This window comes from Streptomyces sp. NPDC059917 (assembly GCF_042730635.1).
GTDB lineage: Bacteria > Actinomycetota > Actinomycetes > Streptomycetales > Streptomycetaceae > Streptomyces.
Genome location: NZ_JBHWLC010000013.1, coordinates 116,917 through 132,868, shown reverse-complemented (window position 1 = coordinate 132,868; position 15,952 = coordinate 116,917). Strand labels below are relative to the sequence as shown.

General features: G+C 72.6%; 17 protein-coding genes and 1 riboswitch. Of the genes, 15 read left to right on the top strand and 2 right to left on the bottom strand.

Annotated elements, in window-relative coordinates:
- Window positions 1-45: 45 nt before the first annotated feature.
- The 11 genes from ACFWAR_RS10905 (at window position 46) to ACFWAR_RS10855 (ending at window position 8,690) form a co-directional block, all read left to right on the top strand.
- On the top strand, window positions 46-174 hold the full coding sequence (locus ACFWAR_RS10905) for a daptide-type RiPP (RefSeq protein ID WP_385775381.1): 129 nt from the start codon (window positions 46-48) through the stop codon (window positions 172-174).
- 77 nt (window positions 175-251) lie between these two features.
- Window positions 252-428 carry a daptide-type RiPP gene (locus ACFWAR_RS10900; protein WP_354379883.1) on the top strand — a complete coding sequence of 59 codons (177 nt, stop codon included), beginning with the start codon at window positions 252-254 and terminating at the stop codon, window positions 426-428.
- A 77-nt stretch (window positions 429-505) separates the two neighbouring features.
- Entirely contained in the window at window positions 506-658 is a 153-nt protein-coding gene (locus tag ACFWAR_RS10895; protein WP_354379882.1) for a daptide-type RiPP, read from the top strand.
- A gap of 154 nt (window positions 659-812) precedes the next feature.
- Window positions 813-1,007 (top strand): hypothetical protein, encoded by a 195-nt coding sequence (locus tag ACFWAR_RS10890; RefSeq protein WP_385775347.1) that lies wholly within the window; start codon window positions 813-815, stop codon window positions 1,005-1,007.
- Window positions 1,004-1,756 (top strand): ATP-binding cassette domain-containing protein, encoded by a 753-nt coding sequence (locus ACFWAR_RS10885; protein ID WP_354379880.1) that lies wholly within the window; start codon window positions 1,004-1,006, stop codon window positions 1,754-1,756. The genes ACFWAR_RS10890 and ACFWAR_RS10885 overlap by 4 nt, the downstream gene beginning before the upstream one ends.
- Window positions 1,749-2,492 (top strand): ABC transporter permease, encoded by a 744-nt coding sequence (locus ACFWAR_RS10880; protein ID WP_385775345.1) that lies wholly within the window; start codon window positions 1,749-1,751, stop codon window positions 2,490-2,492. Before ACFWAR_RS10885 ends, ACFWAR_RS10880 begins: the two co-directional genes overlap by 8 nt.
- 14 nt (window positions 2,493-2,506) lie before the next feature.
- Window positions 2,507-4,183 carry a daptide biosynthesis intramembrane metalloprotease gene (gene mpaP, locus ACFWAR_RS10875; protein ID WP_385775343.1) on the top strand — a complete coding sequence of 559 codons (1,677 nt, stop codon included), beginning with the start codon at window positions 2,507-2,509 and terminating at the stop codon, window positions 4,181-4,183.
- A gap of 74 nt (window positions 4,184-4,257) precedes the next feature.
- Window positions 4,258-6,801, top strand: coding sequence for a class III lanthionine synthetase LanKC (gene lanKC / locus ACFWAR_RS10870; protein ID WP_385775341.1), 2,544 nt, complete (start codon window positions 4,258-4,260; stop codon window positions 6,799-6,801).
- 17 nt (window positions 6,802-6,818) lie between these two features.
- The gene (locus tag ACFWAR_RS10865) at window positions 6,819-7,130 is read left to right on the top strand and encodes a hypothetical protein (protein WP_385775339.1); all 312 of its coding nucleotides are present in this window, start codon (window positions 6,819-6,821) and stop codon (window positions 7,128-7,130) included.
- 37 nt (window positions 7,131-7,167) lie between these two features.
- Window positions 7,168-7,482, top strand: coding sequence for a hypothetical protein (locus tag ACFWAR_RS10860; RefSeq protein ID WP_385775337.1), 315 nt, complete (start codon window positions 7,168-7,170; stop codon window positions 7,480-7,482).
- 2 nt (window positions 7,483-7,484) lie between these two features.
- Entirely contained in the window at window positions 7,485-8,690 is a 1,206-nt protein-coding gene (locus ACFWAR_RS10855) for a glutathionylspermidine synthase family protein (protein ID WP_385775335.1), read from the top strand.
- 17 nt (window positions 8,691-8,707) lie between these two features.
- Here the strand turns inward: ACFWAR_RS10855 and rocD are convergent, their stop codons facing one another.
- Window positions 8,708-9,940, bottom strand: coding sequence for an ornithine--oxo-acid transaminase (rocD, locus tag ACFWAR_RS10850; protein ID WP_385775333.1), 1,233 nt, complete (start codon window positions 9,938-9,940; stop codon window positions 8,708-8,710).
- 109 nt (window positions 9,941-10,049) lie between these two features.
- Window positions 10,050-10,140, top strand: a riboswitch (ZMP/ZTP riboswitch).
- A 35-nt stretch (window positions 10,141-10,175) separates the two neighbouring features.
- Between rocD and glyA the strand changes: the two genes are divergently transcribed.
- From glyA to ACFWAR_RS10830, 4 genes are all read left to right on the top strand, one after another.
- On the top strand, window positions 10,176-11,444 hold the full coding sequence (glyA, locus tag ACFWAR_RS10845) for a serine hydroxymethyltransferase (protein WP_385775331.1): 1,269 nt from the start codon (window positions 10,176-10,178) through the stop codon (window positions 11,442-11,444).
- Window positions 11,445-11,712: 268 nt separating this feature from the next.
- Window positions 11,713-12,726, top strand: a complete 1,014-nt coding sequence (gene trpS / locus ACFWAR_RS10840; protein ID WP_385775329.1) for a tryptophan--tRNA ligase — start codon at window positions 11,713-11,715, stop codon at window positions 12,724-12,726.
- A gap of 150 nt (window positions 12,727-12,876) precedes the next feature.
- Complete coding sequence (locus ACFWAR_RS10835) at window positions 12,877-13,476, top strand: 2'-5' RNA ligase family protein (RefSeq protein ID WP_385775326.1); 600 nt, start codon at window positions 12,877-12,879, stop codon at window positions 13,474-13,476.
- 190 nt (window positions 13,477-13,666) lie between these two features.
- Entirely contained in the window at window positions 13,667-14,641 is a 975-nt protein-coding gene (locus tag ACFWAR_RS10830; protein WP_385775324.1) for a YihY/virulence factor BrkB family protein, read from the top strand.
- Here ACFWAR_RS10830 and ACFWAR_RS10825 read toward each other — a convergent pair.
- Window positions 14,589-15,857, bottom strand: a complete 1,269-nt coding sequence (locus ACFWAR_RS10825) for a D-alanyl-D-alanine carboxypeptidase family protein (RefSeq protein ID WP_385775322.1) — start codon at window positions 15,855-15,857, stop codon at window positions 14,589-14,591. The two genes, ACFWAR_RS10830 and ACFWAR_RS10825, sit on opposite strands and share 53 nt — an antisense overlap.
- Between the last annotated feature and the right edge of the window lie 95 nt (window positions 15,858-15,952).

Genomic DNA, 15,952 nt, shown 5'->3' with positions numbered 1-15,952 from the left:
CAGGAGAACCTCGCGATCGACGCCTTCCCCGCCCTTGAGCTCGGCATGCAGGAGCTGGAGGCCATGGAGGCGCCGGGTTGGTGGACCGGTATCGGTGTCGGCGCCGGTGTCGTGGTCGCCTCCGCGGCGGCCTACGGCAGCTACGTCGCCTCCGCGGCGCTGATCGCCACCTGAGCGGCCCGTACCGCGCCCGGCGGTACACCCCCCCCAAAAAACAACTGAACGACCCACACGGAACCAGGAGCTTTCCCATGCAGGAGAACCTCGCGATCGACGCCTTCCCCGCCCTTGAGCTCGGCATGCAGGAGCTGGAGGCCATGGAGGCGCCGGGTTGGTGGACCGGTATCGGCGTCGGCGCCGGTGTCGTGGTCGCCTCGGCGGCGGCCTACGGCAGCTACGTCGCCTCCGCGGCGCTGATCGCCACCTGAGCGGCCCGTACCGCGCCCGGCGGTACACCCCCCAAAAACCACTGAACCACCCACACGGACAACAGGAGCACATCACCATGCAGGACCTTCTCAAGCAGGACGCCGCCACCACCCTCGAGCTCGGCATGCAGGAGCTGGAGGCCATGGAGGCCCCGTCGTTCTGGTCCGGTTTCAAGCAGGGCCTGGTCATCTCCGGCATCGCCGTCGCGAGCGCCACGCTCGCCACCTGATCGCACCGGTAGCCCCGGCTACCGACGGTTCGCAGGACCGGAACTCCGGTCCCCCAGGGTGACTCGGTCCCGTGGCGGTGGCGCAAGCCACCGCCGCGGGCCCCCACCCGGATCACGCACCACACGCACAGAGCTGAAGGAAGAGGGAGCCACCATGTCGAAGGAGAATCCCCGCAAGGGGTCGAACGGTCAGCTGGGCACCACCGCCGCGCTGCTCGCGCTGGCCATGGCCGTCGTCAACGCGCAGCTGTCCGGGCCCGCGCTCATCGCCGCCATGTCGGTCATCGGACTCGGGCTGATCGGCTGCGCCGCCAAGCTCGGCGCGAACGTCGCCGCGAGCAAGCGATGAGCGCCGCCGGTGTCGTCCGCGCCACGGGCCTGACGAAGGAGTTCGGCCGCTTCACGGCCGTGCGGGACGTCACCTTCGAGGTCCGCCCGGGCCGGGTGACCGGACTGCTCGGGCGCAACGGCGCCGGCAAGTCCACCTCCCTGCGCATGCTGCTCGGCCTGGTCCGCCCCACCTCCGGCTCCGCCACCGTCTTCGGCCGGCCCTACACCGAACTCCCCGACGCCGCCCGGCGCATCGGCGTCTGCATGGACGGCATCGGCCCGACCCCCGGTGCCAGCGGCCGCCGCGACCTGCGCATCTGGGCCCGCACCCTCGGCGTCTCGAACGCCCGCGTCGACGAGGTGCTGGACCGCGTCGGCCTCACCGACAGCGCCGACCGCTCCGCCAAGGGCTACTCCACCGGCATGCGCCAGCGCCTCGCGCTGGCCACCGCCCTGCTCGCCGACCCCGAACTGCTCGTCCTGGACGAACCGGCCAACGGCCTGGACCCGGACGGCATCCGCTGGCTGCGCGACACCCTGCGCGCCCTGGCCGCCGAGGGCCGCACCGTCCTGGTCTCCAGCCACCTCCTCGCCGAGGTCGAACAGACCGTGGACGACGTGATCGTCATCCAGCGCACCCTGCGCTTCGCGGGCACCCTCGCGGAGCTGACCTCCGACGGCGCCGAGCGCCTCGAAGACCGCTTCTTCACGCTGGTGGACGGGGACGCCGGGACCAGCGCGCGCACCGAAAGGCTCTCCCATGCGTAACGTCCTCGCCGGCGAGTGGATGAAGGCATGGACCGGCCGCAGCTGGCTGATCCTGCTCTCCGCCGGGATCTTCATGTCCCTCCTCACCTGCTTCGGGTACGCCTCGTCGGGCGACCAGCAGATCGCGCTCGGCCGGAGCACCGCCGCCGCCGTCACCGACGACATGGCCCAGGCGTGGATGATGACCTTCCTGATGGCCGCCGTGTTCGGCGCCATCCTCGTCACCCGCGAGTACACCTCCGGAGCCGTCGCCCGCTCGGTGCTGCTCAGCGGAGGACGGCTGCGGCTGCTGTCCGCCAAGGCCCTCGTCGCCACCGCGGTCGGCCTCCTCAACGGCCTCCTCGCCGCGGGCCTCGCCTTCCTGTGCGCCTCCACGCTGCCGGGCCACTTCGGCTACGACGGCGACTGGACCGGGCACACCACCCGGATCGTCCTCGGCGTGGTCGCCGTGAACGTGATCGCCGCGCCCTGGGGCGTGCTCCTCGGCTGGATCATCCGCCACCAGCTCGCCGCCGTCGTCACCGTCATCGGGCTGACCCTCCTCGTGGAACCGGGCCTCCAGCAGATCGTCCCGGAGGTGGCCGCGTACCTGCCCACCATCGCGATGAGCTCGGTCTACCTCGACGGCAAGCCCGAGCTGCTCTCCGTACCGCTCGCGCTCCTGGTCCTCGCCGGTTGGCTCGCCGCCGCCGCGGTGGCCGCCCGCCAGTCGCTGCTCTCCCGCGACGTCATCTAAGGCGTGATCCACACATGTCCCCCAAGACGCTGATCCGGAAGGCACCGGCCGAGCAGGCCGCCGCCGCGGACCGCGACCCCGCGCTCCTGGAGCGCCCGCGCGTCGCCGCGAACGTGGAGATCCACGAGCCCGTCGAGACCGGCGCCCCCTGGGTCCTCCAGCGCGGCGAACACCAGCACTTCCGGCTCCAGCCCGACCTGGCGCGACTGGTGCGGGCGATGGACGGCTCCCTCGACCACGCCGGACTCGCCGAGGTCCTCGGCCCGCCGTGGACCGCGCACCACGTCGGCCTCGCCGTCGACACGCTCGCCGAGAGCAAGGTCCTCGACGACGGCAAGCCCGTGGAGCGCCGCAGCAGCTGGTTCCGGTTCGTCCCGCCGATGACCCTCCAGTTCACGATCCTGCGCCCCGAGCGGCTGCTGGCCCGCCTCGCCCCGGTCATCCGGCTGCTCGCCGGCCGCGCCTCGGCCACGATCGCCACCCTGTTCGTCCTGGGCGGCGTGCTCGCCCTGGCGCTGCTGACGCCCGAGGTCGACGCCGCCCTGGGGCGACCGCTCCCCTTCTCCGCCTACTTCGGCGTGATGATCGGGGTGCTCGCCACCACCGCCGTCCACGAGGTCGGCCACGGCGCGGTCCTCACGTACTACGGCGGCCGGCCCAGCCGGATGGGCTTCATGCTCTTCTACATGTCGCCCGCCTTCTTCTGCGACGTCTCCGACGGCTGGCGGCTCTCCCGCAAGGAACAGCGCGTCCGGGTCGCCCTGGCGGGCATCGCCACCCAGAGCGTGATCGCCGGCGCCGCCGCGCTGACCGCGCTGCTGCTCGGCCCCTCCGACCTGCGCGACGCCGTCCTCGTCTTCGCCGTCGCCACCTACACCAGCGGCGTCGTCAACCTGCTGCCCTTCGTGAAGCTCGACGGCTACATCGCGCTCATGAGCCACCTGGACGTCCCGCACCTGCGCGACCGGGCCATGACCGACGCCCGCCGCTTCCTCGCCAGGACCCTCTTCGGGGGCCGCGGCTACGCCCGCGAACTCGGCGGCCGGCCCTGGGCGATCGCCTTCGGACTGGCCTGCATGGCCTTCCCGCTGTACGTCGTCGCAGGCGCCCTGACCCTCTGGTCGGACCTGCTCCAGCGGCTCGGCGCCGTCGGCACCGCCACCGTCCTGATGGCCGTCTGCTACCTCCTCTACCGCCTCGGCCTCGGCTTCACCCGCCTCGCCGCCGAGGGCCGCACCGCCGGGGCGCCGCTGTGGCGCACGGTCGCCGCGGGCCTGCTGCTCACCGGCGCGGCCGGCGCCGCGCTGGTCCTCGTCACACTGCCGCACACCGTCTCCGCCGGGTACGTCGCCCAGGACCGGGGCCGCGTCGCGCTGGTCCTGCCGAGCAGCGCCGACCTCTCCGCGATCCGCCCGGACGCCACGGTCCGCCTCTACCGGGCCGGACTGATGACCCGCGAGCAGACCGGCACCGCCCGCGTCGCCGCACTGACCCGCACCGAGACCACCGCGCCGCTGTCGGCCTTCCTGCCGGTGTCCGCCACCCCGCTGGAACTGCCCGTCACCACGCTCCCGCTGACGGTCGACCGGCTCCCCGCCGACCGCACCGGAGCGGCCCGCGTCGACCTCGGCAGCCTGCCGCTGGGCGAGTGGCTGTACGAGAAGTACGTCGCCCCGATCTGGCGCCGGTAACCCCCCCCGGCCCCGGCCCCGGCCCCGTCCCCTTCACGTCCCCCTTCCCGCCCCCGTCACGAACGGAGCGCACCATGGACCTTCGCTACATGACCTACTGCCAGCCCGGCAATCCGTTCTACGACGTACCTGCCACCGCCGCCGCCGACGCCGGCGCGTTCCCGGCGGTGACCGGCCCCCTCCCCGAGGGCTGGACCCGCACCGACAACACGCACTGGCTGCTGATGACCCCGCCCGCCACCGTGCTGCCCGGCCAGGGCTGGAAGATCCACGTGTCGGCCACGCTGGAGAACGCCGACCGGATCCTCGACCTGGTCTGGGACTTCTGCGTGGCGGAGCGGGTCACCTTCAAGTTCATCCGCAGCGCCGCCATCCTCAAGCAGCGCAACAGCAAGTACGGGGACCGCGGCAGCAGCGGCAAGTTCTTCACCGTCTACCCCTGCGACGAGGCCCAGTTGGAGCGGATCCTCACCGGCCTCGGGGACCTCCTCGACGGTGAGCGGGGCCCCACCATCCTCAGCGACCTGCGCTGGCGCTCCGGCCCGCTGTACGTGCGCTACGGCGGGTTCGTCGCCCGCCTGGGCCGCTCCGAGACCGGCGAGCTGGTGCACTGCATCGAGGACCCCGAAGGCCGCCTGGTGCCCGACGTGCGCGGCCCCTCCTTCCGCCCCCCGGCCTGGGTGGAGCTGCCCGGCGTGCTCCAGGACGCCCTCGCCGCCCGCAACTCCGCCACCCTCCAGGGATTCCCCTTCCGGGCCACCAAGGCCCTCCACTTCTCCAACGGCGGCGGCGTCTACCAGGCAACCGACACCCGTGACGGCAGCGCCGTCCTGCTCAAGGAGGCCCGCCCGCTGGCCGGGCTCGACGAGGACGGCTGCGACGCCGTGGCCCGGCTGGAGCACGAGCACTGGGCCCTGGAACAGCTCGCCGGCCTGGACTGCATCCCCCCGGTGGTGGACTACCGCAAGGGCCACGAGCACTGGTTCCTGGCCCGGGCGTACGTGGACGGCAAGCCGCTCGCCCGGGAGCTCCTCAGCCGCAACCCGCTCGTCAACGGCGACGGCCCGGCCGACGGGGGCGCCGCGTACGCCGCGTACACGGCCTGGGCGCTGAAGATCGTCGATCAGGTCGAGCGGGGCGTCGAGGCCATGCACGCCAAGGGCGTCGTCTTCGGCGACCTCCACCCCAACAACATCCTGGTCCGGCCCGACGACACCATCGCCTTCATCGACCTGGAGACCGCGACCCCGGTCGACTCCGAGTCCGCGCAGGCCATCGGCGCCCCCGGCTTCCGCGCCCCCACCGGCTACAAGGGCACGGCCGTCGACCGGTACGCCCTCGGCTGCATCCGGCTCGGCGTCTTCCTGCCGCTCACCGTCATGGCCACCTGGTCCGCGGCCAAGGTGGACCAGCTGATCGGCGTGGTCACCGAGAACTTCCCGGTGCCCGCCGACTTCGCCGACCGGATCCGGGCGGACCTCGGCCCCGACCCGCACCCCGGCCAGCCGGCCGAGGTCGACCCCCAGCCCCTGTGGACCGCGCCCACCCGCGCCGACTGGCCCGCGCTGCGGCGCACCCTCACCGACGACCTGCTCGCCAGCGCCACCCCGCAGCGCGCGGACCGGCTCTTCCCGGGCGACGTGGAGCAGTTCTCCGTGCCCGGCGGCGGCGCCACCTTCGCCTACGGCGCGGCCGGGGTGCTGTGGACGCTCGCCGAGCTGGGCCGGACGCCCGCCGAGGAGCACGTGGCCTGGCTGACCGACGCCGTCGACCGCGCCGCCGACATGCGGCCCGGCTTCTACGACGGGCTGAGCGGCGTCGCGTACGCCCTGGACCGGCTCGGCCGCGCCGACGCGGCCGCCGCCGTCATGGAGCGGGTGCGCGCGACCCCGCCGGACGACCTCGACCACGGCCTCTTCGGCGGGCTCGCCGGAATCGGCCTGACCCAGCTGCACTTCGGGGACGTCGAGGGGGCCGCACGGACCGCCGCGCTGATCGCCGACCAGGCGCCGGGCGGGGGCGCGGGACGCCGCCGGCCCGGCCTGCTGCACGGCGCGGCGGGCGGCGCGCTCTTCCTGCTCCGCCTGTACGAGGCCACGGGCGAGCCCAAGTACCGGCACGTGGCGGGAGAGTTGGTGCGCCACGACCTCGCCGAGGTGGGCTGGTCCGAGGACAGCGACCCCGCCGGGTCCGAGGACGCCGCCTGGAAGGTGCCCTTCCTGGCCTTCGGCGGCGCCGGACTGGGCATCGTGCTCCACGAGGCGGCGCGCCACCTGCCCGACCCGGAGTTCCTCCGGGCACGGGACGCGCTGCGCGAGCGGGCCGCCCCGTCCTTCATGCTGAACGCCGGTCTCTTCCACGGCCGCGCCGGGGCCCTGCTGGCGCTGCGCCACCTGCACGACGCGTCCGCGGCCGCCGACCGGGCCGTCGCGGGCCACCTGGACGCCCTCGGCTGGCACGCCGTGCGCTGCGACGGCCACCTGGCCTTCTTCGGCGACCACACCCTGCGCCTGTCCGCCGACGTGGCGACCGGAACGGCCGGTGTCCTCCTCGCGGTGGAGACCGTGCTGGGCAATGCTGACCTCGGCCTGCCGTTCCTCGCACCGGCACCGCGTTGACCTGCAAGGAGACCGAGATGCCCAGCACCACCTACCACCTCGTCGTCGCCCCCGACGGCCGCGGCCCCGAGGGCGCGGCGCCCGAGCTGGCGGCCGTGCGGCTGATCTCGTTACTCCCACCGGGCTGGGGCTACGCGCCCCGGTACCCCGACGGGACGGTGTCCCTGGTGCTGACCCCGCCGCCCGGGACCACCGACGCGTACGCGCACGCCCTCTTCGGGCGCGCCTTCGCCGACCCCGCCCTGCGCGGCTGGAGCTGGGTCAACGGACCGGCCCGACGGATCACGGCCGAGGATGGCCGGATTCCATCGGTGGGCGCGCCGCACTAGGGTGGCGGCCAACACTGCCGGCAGGGGGAGCCCGTCCATGGACAACAGCAGCGGTACGACGCGGCGGCGGATGCGCTCCGGCGCCGTCGCCCTCGGCGGCGTGGGACTGCTCGCCGCCTCCCTCGTCGCCTGCGGCTCCAGCGACCAGCCCGACAAGCGGTGCGTGTCGAAGACCTCGCTGGACAAGCTGGACGGCAAGGAGTGCCGCAGCGGCGGCCGCGGCACCTACTACTACGGCGGCACCACCAGCAGCAGCGGCAAGGTCACCGGCGGCAGCTTCGACAAGTCGGCGGTCAGCCGCGGCGGCATCGGCGGCGGCTCCAAGAGCGGCTCGAAGAGCAGCGGCGGCTGAGCGTGCGCCGCCACACCATCGAGCCCCGCCCCGACTGGCAGCGGACCGTCGAGGAGCAGGGGCTGGTCTACCCGCTCACCCGCTACCCCGACGACTCCCTGCGCCCCTACTGGGACGAGAGCGCGTACTACTCCTTCACGCTCCCCGAGGTCGAGGCCCTCGAAGACGTCGTCGAGGAGCTGCACGCCATGTGCCTGGCCGCGGCCGCGCACATCGTGGAGCACGACCGGTTCGCCGACCTCGGCATCACCGACCCGCGCCTGGCCGCGCTCATCGGCGAGTCCTGGCGGCGGCGCACCGAACAGCCCTTCCTCTACGGCCGTTTCGACCTGCGCTACGACGGCGACGGCGGCCCGGCCAAGATGCTGGAGTACAACGCGGACACCCCGACCTCCCTCGTGGAGGCGGCCGGTCCGCAGTGGTTCTGGATGGAGGAGCGCTTCCCCGGCGCCGACCAGTGGAACTCGCTGCACGAGCGGCTCGTCGAGGCCTGGCGCCGCCAGGCCCCGCTGCTGCCGCCCGGGCCCGTGCACTTCGCGCACTCCGAGGCGGACGAGCTCGGCGAGGACCTGATGACCGTCGCCTACCTCCGGGAGACCGCCGAGCAGGCCGGGCTCGCGACCGAGGCGCTGCCGGTCGAGCAGATCGGTTGGGACCGGCTCTCGGGCCGGTTCGTCGACGAGAAGCTCCGCTTCATCCGCAGCTGCTTCAAGCTCTACCCGTGGGAGTGGCTGGCCGAGGACGACTTCGGTCCGCAGGTGCTGGACACCATCGACCTCGGCGGAGCCAGCGGCACCACCCTGTGGATCGAACCGCTCTGGAAGATGCTGCTGTCCAACAAGGCCCTGCTGGCGGTCCTGTGGGAGCTGTACCCGGAGCACCCGAACCTGCTCCCCGCCTACCTCGACGGCCCGCGCGAGCTCGCGCACACCACGGGGTACGCCGTGAAGCCGCTGCTGGGCCGCGAGGGCGCCGGGGTCACCCTGCACCCCGCCGGCGCGCCCCCGTACGAGCCCCCCGCGGACCCGGACGAGGACGACGGGCCCGTGGTCTTCCAGGGCCTCGCCCCGCTGCCCGACTTCGACGGCAACCGGGTGGTGCTCGGCGCGTGGGTCGTCGAGGACGAGGCCGCGGGGCTCGGCATCCGCGAATCCGCGGGGCCGGTCACGGACGAGTACGCCCGCTTCCTGCCCCACGTGATCCTCTAGAGCCGTTACGCGGGCCGCTACACGGACAGGACGGCGCGCAGCTGGTCGAGGCCCCAGTCCAGGTCCTCCTTGCTGATGACCAGCGGCGGTGCGATGCGGATGGTGGAGCCGTGGGTGTCCTTGACCAGGACCCCGCGCGCCATCAGCCTCTCGGAGATCTCCCGGCCCGTGCCGAGCGCCGGGTCGATGTCCACCCCGGCCCACAGCCCGCGCCCGCGCACGGCGGTCACCGCGCCGCCGCCCACCAGCAGCCCCAGCTCCCGGTGCAGGTGGTCGCCCAGCTCGGTGGCGCGCTGCTGGTACTCGCCGGTGCGCAGCATCGCGATCACCTCCAGGGCGACCGCGCAGGCCAGCGGGTTCCCGCCGAAGGTGGAGCCGTGCTCGCCGGGGCGGAAGACCCCGAGCACGTCCCGGTCGCCGACCACCGCCGACACCGGCACCACCCCGCCGCCGAGCGCCTTGCCCAGGATGTAGAGGTCCGGCACGACGCCCTCGTGCTCCAGGGCGAAGGTCTTCCCGGTCCGCCCGAGCCCCGACTGGATCTCGTCGGCCATGAACAGCACGTTCCGCTCGCGCGTCAGCTCCCGTACGGCCGCCAGGTAGCCCGGCGGCGGCACCAGCACCCCCGCCTCGCCCTGGATCGGCTCCAGCAGCACGGCGACGGTGGTGTCGGTGAGGGCCGCGGCGAGGGCGTCGAGATCGCCGTAGGGGACGACGTCGAAACCGGGCGTGTAGGGCCCGTAGTGGTCGCGGGCCTCGGGATCGGTGGAGAAGGACACGATGGTCGTCGTACGGCCGTGGAAGTTGTTCGACGCGACGACGATCCTGGCCTGGCCGTCGGGGACGCCCTTGACCTCGTAGCCCCACTTGCGGGCGGTCTTCACGGCGGTCTCCACCGCCTCCGCGCCCGTGTTCATCGGCAGCACCAGCTCCTTGCCGCACAGCGCGGCCAGTTCGCCGCAGAAGTCGGCGAAGCGGTCGTGGAAGAAGGCGCGCGAGGTGAGCGTGACCCGCTCCAGCTGCTCCTTCGCCGCGTCGATCAGCCTCCGGTTGCCGTGGCCGAAGTTGAGGGCCGAGTAGCCCGCGAGCATGTCGAGGTAGCGCTTGCCCTCCACGTCGGTCATCCACGCGCCCTCCGCCGAGGCGACGACGACGGGGAGCGGATGGTAGTTGTGCGCGCTGTGCGCGTCGGCGGCGCTGATCGCGGCCACAGTGGCGGCATTGCTCTGGGCGTCGGCTTGAGTCGACACGGGGTCTCCGTTTCGTCCGTGCGGGGCAGTGACGAGGGTGGCGTCATTGTCTATCTCGCTCGCGATGCGGACGGGGAAACATCGAACGCGGCGCGGCGGCTAAGCTGGCGGCACGCACGGCGACTGGCGTACGGAGAACCAACTCCGGGGGAGTCGTGCGCGCACGACCGCATCAAGGGCCGCTCGCCTGGGCCTCGCGGGGACGAGATCTGACATCGACCCCGGAGGAGCCGCCATGTCCGCGAGCCGCCACCCCGCCCTTTTCGCGACCGACCCCGAACTCGCGTCGTTCGTCGCGGCGGAGGAGCAGTTGCAGGCAGACACCCTGCGCCTGATCCCCAGTGAGAACTACGTGTCCGCCGCCGTCCTCGAGGCGTCCGGCACCGTGCTGCAGAACAAGTACAGCGAGGGCTACCCGGGCCGCCGGTACTACGAGGGCCAGCAGAACATCGACCGCGTCGAGGCCCTCGCGATAGAGCGGGCCAAGGGGCTCTTCGGCGTGGACCACGCCAACGTCCAGCCCTACTCCGGCTCCCCGGCCAACCTGGCCGTCTACCTGGCCTTCGCGCGGCCCGGCGACACCGTGATGGGCATGGCGCTGCCGATGGGCGGGCACCTGACGCACGGCTGGGGCGTCTCCGCGACCGGGTCGTGGTTCCGGGGCGTGCGCTACGGCGTCCGCGCGGACACGGGGCTGATCGACTTCGACGAGGTCCGCGACCTGGCCCTCAAGGAGCGGCCGAAGGTCATCTTCTGCGGTGGCACCGCGCTGCCGCGGACGATCGACTTCGCGGCCTTCGCCGAGATCGCGAAGGAGGCCGGGTCGGTGCTGGTGGCCGACGTCGCGCACATCGCGGGCCTGATCGCGGGCGGCGCGCACCCGAGCCCCGTCCCGCACGTCGACGTCGTCTCCACCACCACGCACAAGACGCTGCGGGGGCCGCGCGGGGCGATGCTGATGTGCCGCGAGGAGCACGCGAAGGCCATCGACAAGGCGGTCTTCCCCGGGCTCCAGGGCGGGCCGCACAACCAGACGACCGCGGGCATCGCGGTGGCCCTGCACGAGGCCGCGCAGCCGGCCTTCGTGACGTACGCGCACGGGGTGGTCGCCAATGCGAAGGCACTGGCGGCGGCGCTGCTGGAGCGTGGCTTCGACCTGGTGTCGGGCGGCACCGACAACCACCTGATCCTGATGGACCTGACCTCGCGGGGGGTGCCGGGGAAGGTGGCGGCGAAGGCGCTGGACCGGGCCGGGATCGTCGTGAACTACAACACGGTGCCGTTCGACCCGCGCAAGCCGTTCGATCCCTCGGGGGTGCGGATCGGGACGCCGTCGCTGACCTCGCGGGGGCTGCGGCCGGAGCACATGCCGGTCGTCGCCGACTGGATCGCGCGGGGGGTCGCGGCCGGTGCCGTCGCCGACGAGGCGGCCCTGGCCACCATCCGCGCCGAGGTCACCTCCCTCATGACCACCTTCCCGGCCCCGGGCCTCCCGACCACCTGACCTCCCCGCCCCAATCGCCGGCGGGGCCGGCTTGAGGCGGCCCCCGGCCACCTCCAGCCCCGCCGGCGCTTGAGGCGCCCCCGGAGGGGTGGGGGGCGGTCGGGAAAGCGGTCGCTTGATTCGCGCAAGATCAAGCCGACCGGGTACGGGCGAGTACGCGGGGTCACGCCCGCCCCCGCACCGGCCCCCACCCGCCGGAAGCGCCGGAGCCAACCGATTCCGGCCAGCGCGGGCCGAAGACCGCCCCCGCACCTGAGAGAATGGGCCCATGGCCTCTGATCGTCCCCGCGCGCTCTCCGGTATCCAGCCCACCTCCGGTTCGTTCCACCTCGGGAACTACCTCGGAGCGATTCGGCAGTACGTCGCCCTGCAGGAATCCCACGACGCCTTCTACATGGTCGTCGACCTGCACGCGATCACCATGCCGCAGGATCCGAAGGAACTCCGCGCCAATACGCGGCTCTCCGCCGCCCAGCTGCTCGCCGCCGGTCTCGACCCCGAGCGCTGCACCCTCTTCGTCCAGAGCCACGTGCCCGAGCACGCGCAGCTCGGCTGGGTCATGAACTGCATCACCGGCTTCGGCGAGGCCAGCCGGATGACCCAGTTCAAGGACAAGTCCGCCAAGTCGGGTGCGAACAACGCCACCGTCGGCCTGTTCACGTACCCGATCCTGCAGGTCGCCGACATCCTGCTGTACCAGGCGAACGCCGTCCCGGTCGGCGAGGACCAGCGCCAGCACATCGAGCTGACCCGCGACCTGGCCGAGCGCTTCAACCAGCGCTTCGGGCAGACCTTCACCGTCCCGGCCGCCCACATCGTCAAGGAGGTCGCGAAGATCTACGACCTCCAGGACCCGGCGATCAAGATGTCGAAGTCCGCGTCCACCCCCAAGGGCCTGATCAACCTCCTCGACGAGCCCAAGGCCACCGAGAAGAAGATCAAGAGCGCGGTCACCGACACCGAGGCCGAGATCCGCTTCGACGCCGAGAAGAAGCCCGGCGTCAGCAACCTGCTCACGATCTACTCCACCCTCACGGGTACGGCGATCCCCGTTCTGGAGGAGAAGTACGAGGGCAAGGGCTACGGCGCGCTGAAGACCGACCTGGCCGAGGTCATGGTGGACTTCGTCACTCCGTTCAAGCAGCGCACGCAGGAGTACCTGGACGACCCGGCGACCCTGGACGACGTCCTCGCCAAGGGCGCGCAGAAGGCCCGCGCGGTCGCTTCCGAGACGCTGGCGAGTGCGTACGACCGGCTCGGTTTCCTGCCCGCGAAGCACTGACGGCGGGGCCGCGAACCGCTGGGACCTGCGACTCTGGCCGTTTGGATGCGCTGGCCCCACACTGGGGTCGGAACATCTCGCACAGGCGACGCACAGACGCATGACGACGACCGCATGCGGATCACGGATCAGATCACGGAGGAGACATACGTGGGGACCGTAACGCTCGGCGTTTCGATCGCGGTCCCGGAGCCGTACGGCAGCCAGCTCCAGCAGCGGCGCGCCGGCTTCGGGGACGCTGCCGCGCACGGCATCCCCACGCACGTCACCCTCGTACCGCCGACCGAGGTGGAAGCCGACCGGCTGCCCGCGATCCGGGCCCACCTGGCCGAGGTCGCGGCCGCCTTCCGCCCCTTCGCGATGCGGCTCTCGGGCACCGGTACCTTCCGGCCGCTCTCGCCCGTGGTCTTCGTCAAGGTCGTCGAGGGCGCCGCGGGCTGCACCCGGCTCCAGGGCCAGGTCCGCGACCCCGGGGGCCCGGTCAGCCGGGAGCTGGCCTTCCCGTACCACCCGCACGTCACGGTCGCCCACGGGATCTCCGAGGAGGCGATGGACCTGGCCTTCGAGTCCCTCGCCGACTACGACGCGGACTGGACCTGCGCGGGCTTCGCGCTCTACGAGCAGGGCTCCGACGGGGTCTGGCGCAAGCTGCGCGAGTACCCGTTCGGGACCGGTCCGACGGGCGTTCCGGCACAGGCCGGGTCCCCGGTCGACGAGCCGACCGCGCACCGCGCCCGACCCCGCTCCTGACCCCGCTCCTGCCCCCGGCTCCGGCCGACCGGACGCAGCGGCCGCAGGGCCACCATCGTGCGGAACCGGAGCTTGCGCAGGAGCAGGTCGTGGAACGGGCGAGCCGTCAGGCGGAAAGTCACAATCGACGACCGTAGCGCCCGAAAGCCACAATCCCGGCTATTTCGGGAGGCTGAATTACGGTGACCCCATGGACTGGCTGACGAAACTCCCTGTGATCGGGCCCCTGGTGAGTCGCCTCATGCGGACCCACGCGTGGCGTTCGTACGAGCGTCTGGACCGGGTGCGCTGGAGTCGGCTCGCCGCCGCCATCACCTTCATCAGCTTCCTCGCGCTCTTCCCCCTGATCACGGTGGCCGCCGCCGTCGGAGCGACGCTGCTCACCGCCGACCAGCTCGACCGGCTGGAGGCCAACCTGGCCAAGCAGGTCCCCGGGATCTCCGAGAACCTCGACATCGAGGGCCTGGTCCACAACGCCGGCACGGTCGGCCTCGTCGCTGCCGGGATCCTCTTCTTCACCGGCATCGGGTGGGTGGGCTCCATGCGCGGCTGCCTGCGCGCGGTCTGGGAGAAGGACGACGAGGACGACGGGAACCCCTTCGTCCGCAAGGGCAAGGACGCCCTCGTCCTGATCGGCCTCGGCGGCGCGGCCCTCGGCTCGGCCGGTGCCTCGATCATCGGCTCCAGCGCGGTCGGCCGCTTCGGGAAGTGGCTGGGCATCCCCGACGCGGGCGCGGGCAGCGTGGTGCTGCGCGCCGGCGCCTTCGCGGTCGGGGTGCTGGCCGCCTTCCTGCTCCTGCTGTACGTCCTGACCCTGCTGCCGGGGGTCCAGCCGCCGCGCCGCCGCCTGGTCCAGGCGGCGCTGCTCGGCGCGGCGGGCTTCGAACTGCTGAAACTGCTGCTCAGCGGCTACATGCGGGAGGTCGCGGCCAAGAGCATGTACGGGGCCTTCGGCGTCCCCATCGCCCTGCTGCTCTGGATCAACTTCACCGCGAAGCTGCTGCTCTTCTGCGCCGCCTGGACGGCGACCCGCGACGACGCCGACGGCGACGGCGTGGAGGACGCCGAAGACGACGGCGTGGAGGACGCCGAAGACGACGGCGCGCGGGACGTCAGCTCGGGTCCCCGCCGCGCGGCTGGCGGCCCCGCGGCCAGCGCCGGTTGACCAGGAACGCCCCGCCGGCCAGCACCGCCACCACGGCGCCCGCGATGCCGAGCGCCGTGCCGAGCCCGCCGCCGCCCTCCTCGCCCGCCGCCGCCGTGTTGTTCTCGTGCGACTGGGCGGGGGAGCCGTGCGAGGAGGTGTCCGCGCTCTTCGGCGGCACCAGCTCGCCGACCGGCTTCACCTTCCCGACCGCCGCGAAGCCCCAGTCGAAGAGCGTCGCGGTCTCCTCGTAGACCGAGTTGACGCCGCCCGCGCTGGGATTCATCACGGTCACCACGAGCTTCTTGTCACCGCGCTGGGCGACCCCGGTGAAGGTGGACCCGGCCATGGTGGTGTTGCCGTTCTTCACCCCCGCGATGCCCTTGTACGGGCTGATGCCCCCCGCGCCGGTCATCAGCCGGTTGGTGTTCTGGATCTCGAAGGAGTCGCGCGGCTGGCCGGGCCGCTGCTCGCCCGGGAACTTCGCGCTGGCCGTGGCCGCGTACTCCCGGAAGTCCTTCTTCTGCAGTCCGGAGCGGGCGATGAGGGTCAGGTCGTAGGCGCTGGACACCTGGTCCGGGGCGTCGTAGCCGTCGGGCGAGATGACGTGCGTGTCGAGCGCCTGCAGCTCCTCGGCGTGCGCCTGCATGTCCTTGACGGTCTTCTCCACGCCGCCGTTCATGGCCGACAGCACGTGCACGGCGTCGTTGCCGGAGCGCAGGAACACCCCGAGCCACAGGTCGTGCACGGTGTATTCCTGGTCCTCCTTGACCCCGACCAGGCTGCTGCCCGCGCCCATCCCGGACAGCTCCTGCTGACTGACCTTGTGCACCTGGTCCTTGGGGAGCGTGGGCAGCACGGTGTCCGCGAAGAGCATCTTCAGCGTGGAGGCCGGGGGCAGCCGCCAGTGCGCGTTCTGCGCCGCCAGCACCTCGCCGGTCTCCGCGTCCGCCACGATCCAGGAACGCCCCGTCAGGTTCGTCGGCAGCGCGGGCGCGCCCGGCATCAGATTGACCTGCGGCCCCGGCTGACCCAGCAGGTTGCCGCCGACCGTGGACATCTTGGGGGGCGGTACGGGTGCCTTCGCGGGCGGCTTGGCCCCCTTGTCGTCCGAGGACGGCGTGGCCGTGGGGCCGGGCGTGGGCGGGGGAGTGACGGCGTACGCGGGGGCCGCGACCAGGGCGGGCAGCAGCAGCGCGGTGGAGAGGACCGTCAGCGCGGTCTTTTTGGCAGACACGCACGAGAACGTACATCCCCTCGCCGCGTCAGCCGGTCCGGTCCGGCCAACCCGCCGCAACCACCGCCGGGACAGCCCACCCCGACGCGTCCGTC

Bases quoted from the DNA above. Each gene is read 5' to 3' on its own strand.
- ACFWAR_RS10890 (WP_385775347.1), top strand. From the start codon at position 813: ATGTCGAAGGAGAATCCCCGCAAGGGGTCGAACGGTCAGCTGGGCACC.
- ACFWAR_RS10900 (WP_354379883.1), top strand. From the start codon at position 252: ATGCAGGAGAACCTCGCGATCGACGCCTTCCCCGCCCTTGAGCTCGGC.
- ACFWAR_RS10880 (WP_385775345.1), top strand. From the start codon at position 1,749: ATGCGTAACGTCCTCGCCGGCGAGTGGATGAAGGCATGGACCGGCCGC.
- ACFWAR_RS10885 (WP_354379880.1), top strand. From the start codon at position 1,004: ATGAGCGCCGCCGGTGTCGTCCGCGCCACGGGCCTGACGAAGGAGTTC.
- mpaP (WP_385775343.1), top strand. From the start codon at position 2,507: ATGTCCCCCAAGACGCTGATCCGGAAGGCACCGGCCGAGCAGGCCGCC.
- ACFWAR_RS10865 (WP_385775339.1), top strand. From the start codon at position 6,819: ATGCCCAGCACCACCTACCACCTCGTCGTCGCCCCCGACGGCCGCGGC.
- lanKC (WP_385775341.1), top strand. From the start codon at position 4,258: ATGGACCTTCGCTACATGACCTACTGCCAGCCCGGCAATCCGTTCTAC.
- glyA (WP_385775331.1), top strand. From the start codon at position 10,176: ATGTCCGCGAGCCGCCACCCCGCCCTTTTCGCGACCGACCCCGAACTC.
- ACFWAR_RS10905 (WP_385775381.1), top strand. From the start codon at position 46: ATGCAGGAGCTGGAGGCCATGGAGGCGCCGGGTTGGTGGACCGGTATC.
- ACFWAR_RS10895 (WP_354379882.1), top strand. From the start codon at position 506: ATGCAGGACCTTCTCAAGCAGGACGCCGCCACCACCCTCGAGCTCGGC.
- ACFWAR_RS10860 (WP_385775337.1), top strand. From the start codon at position 7,168: ATGGACAACAGCAGCGGTACGACGCGGCGGCGGATGCGCTCCGGCGCC.
- trpS (WP_385775329.1), top strand. From the start codon at position 11,713: ATGGCCTCTGATCGTCCCCGCGCGCTCTCCGGTATCCAGCCCACCTCC.
- ACFWAR_RS10830 (WP_385775324.1), top strand. From the start codon at position 13,667: ATGGACTGGCTGACGAAACTCCCTGTGATCGGGCCCCTGGTGAGTCGC.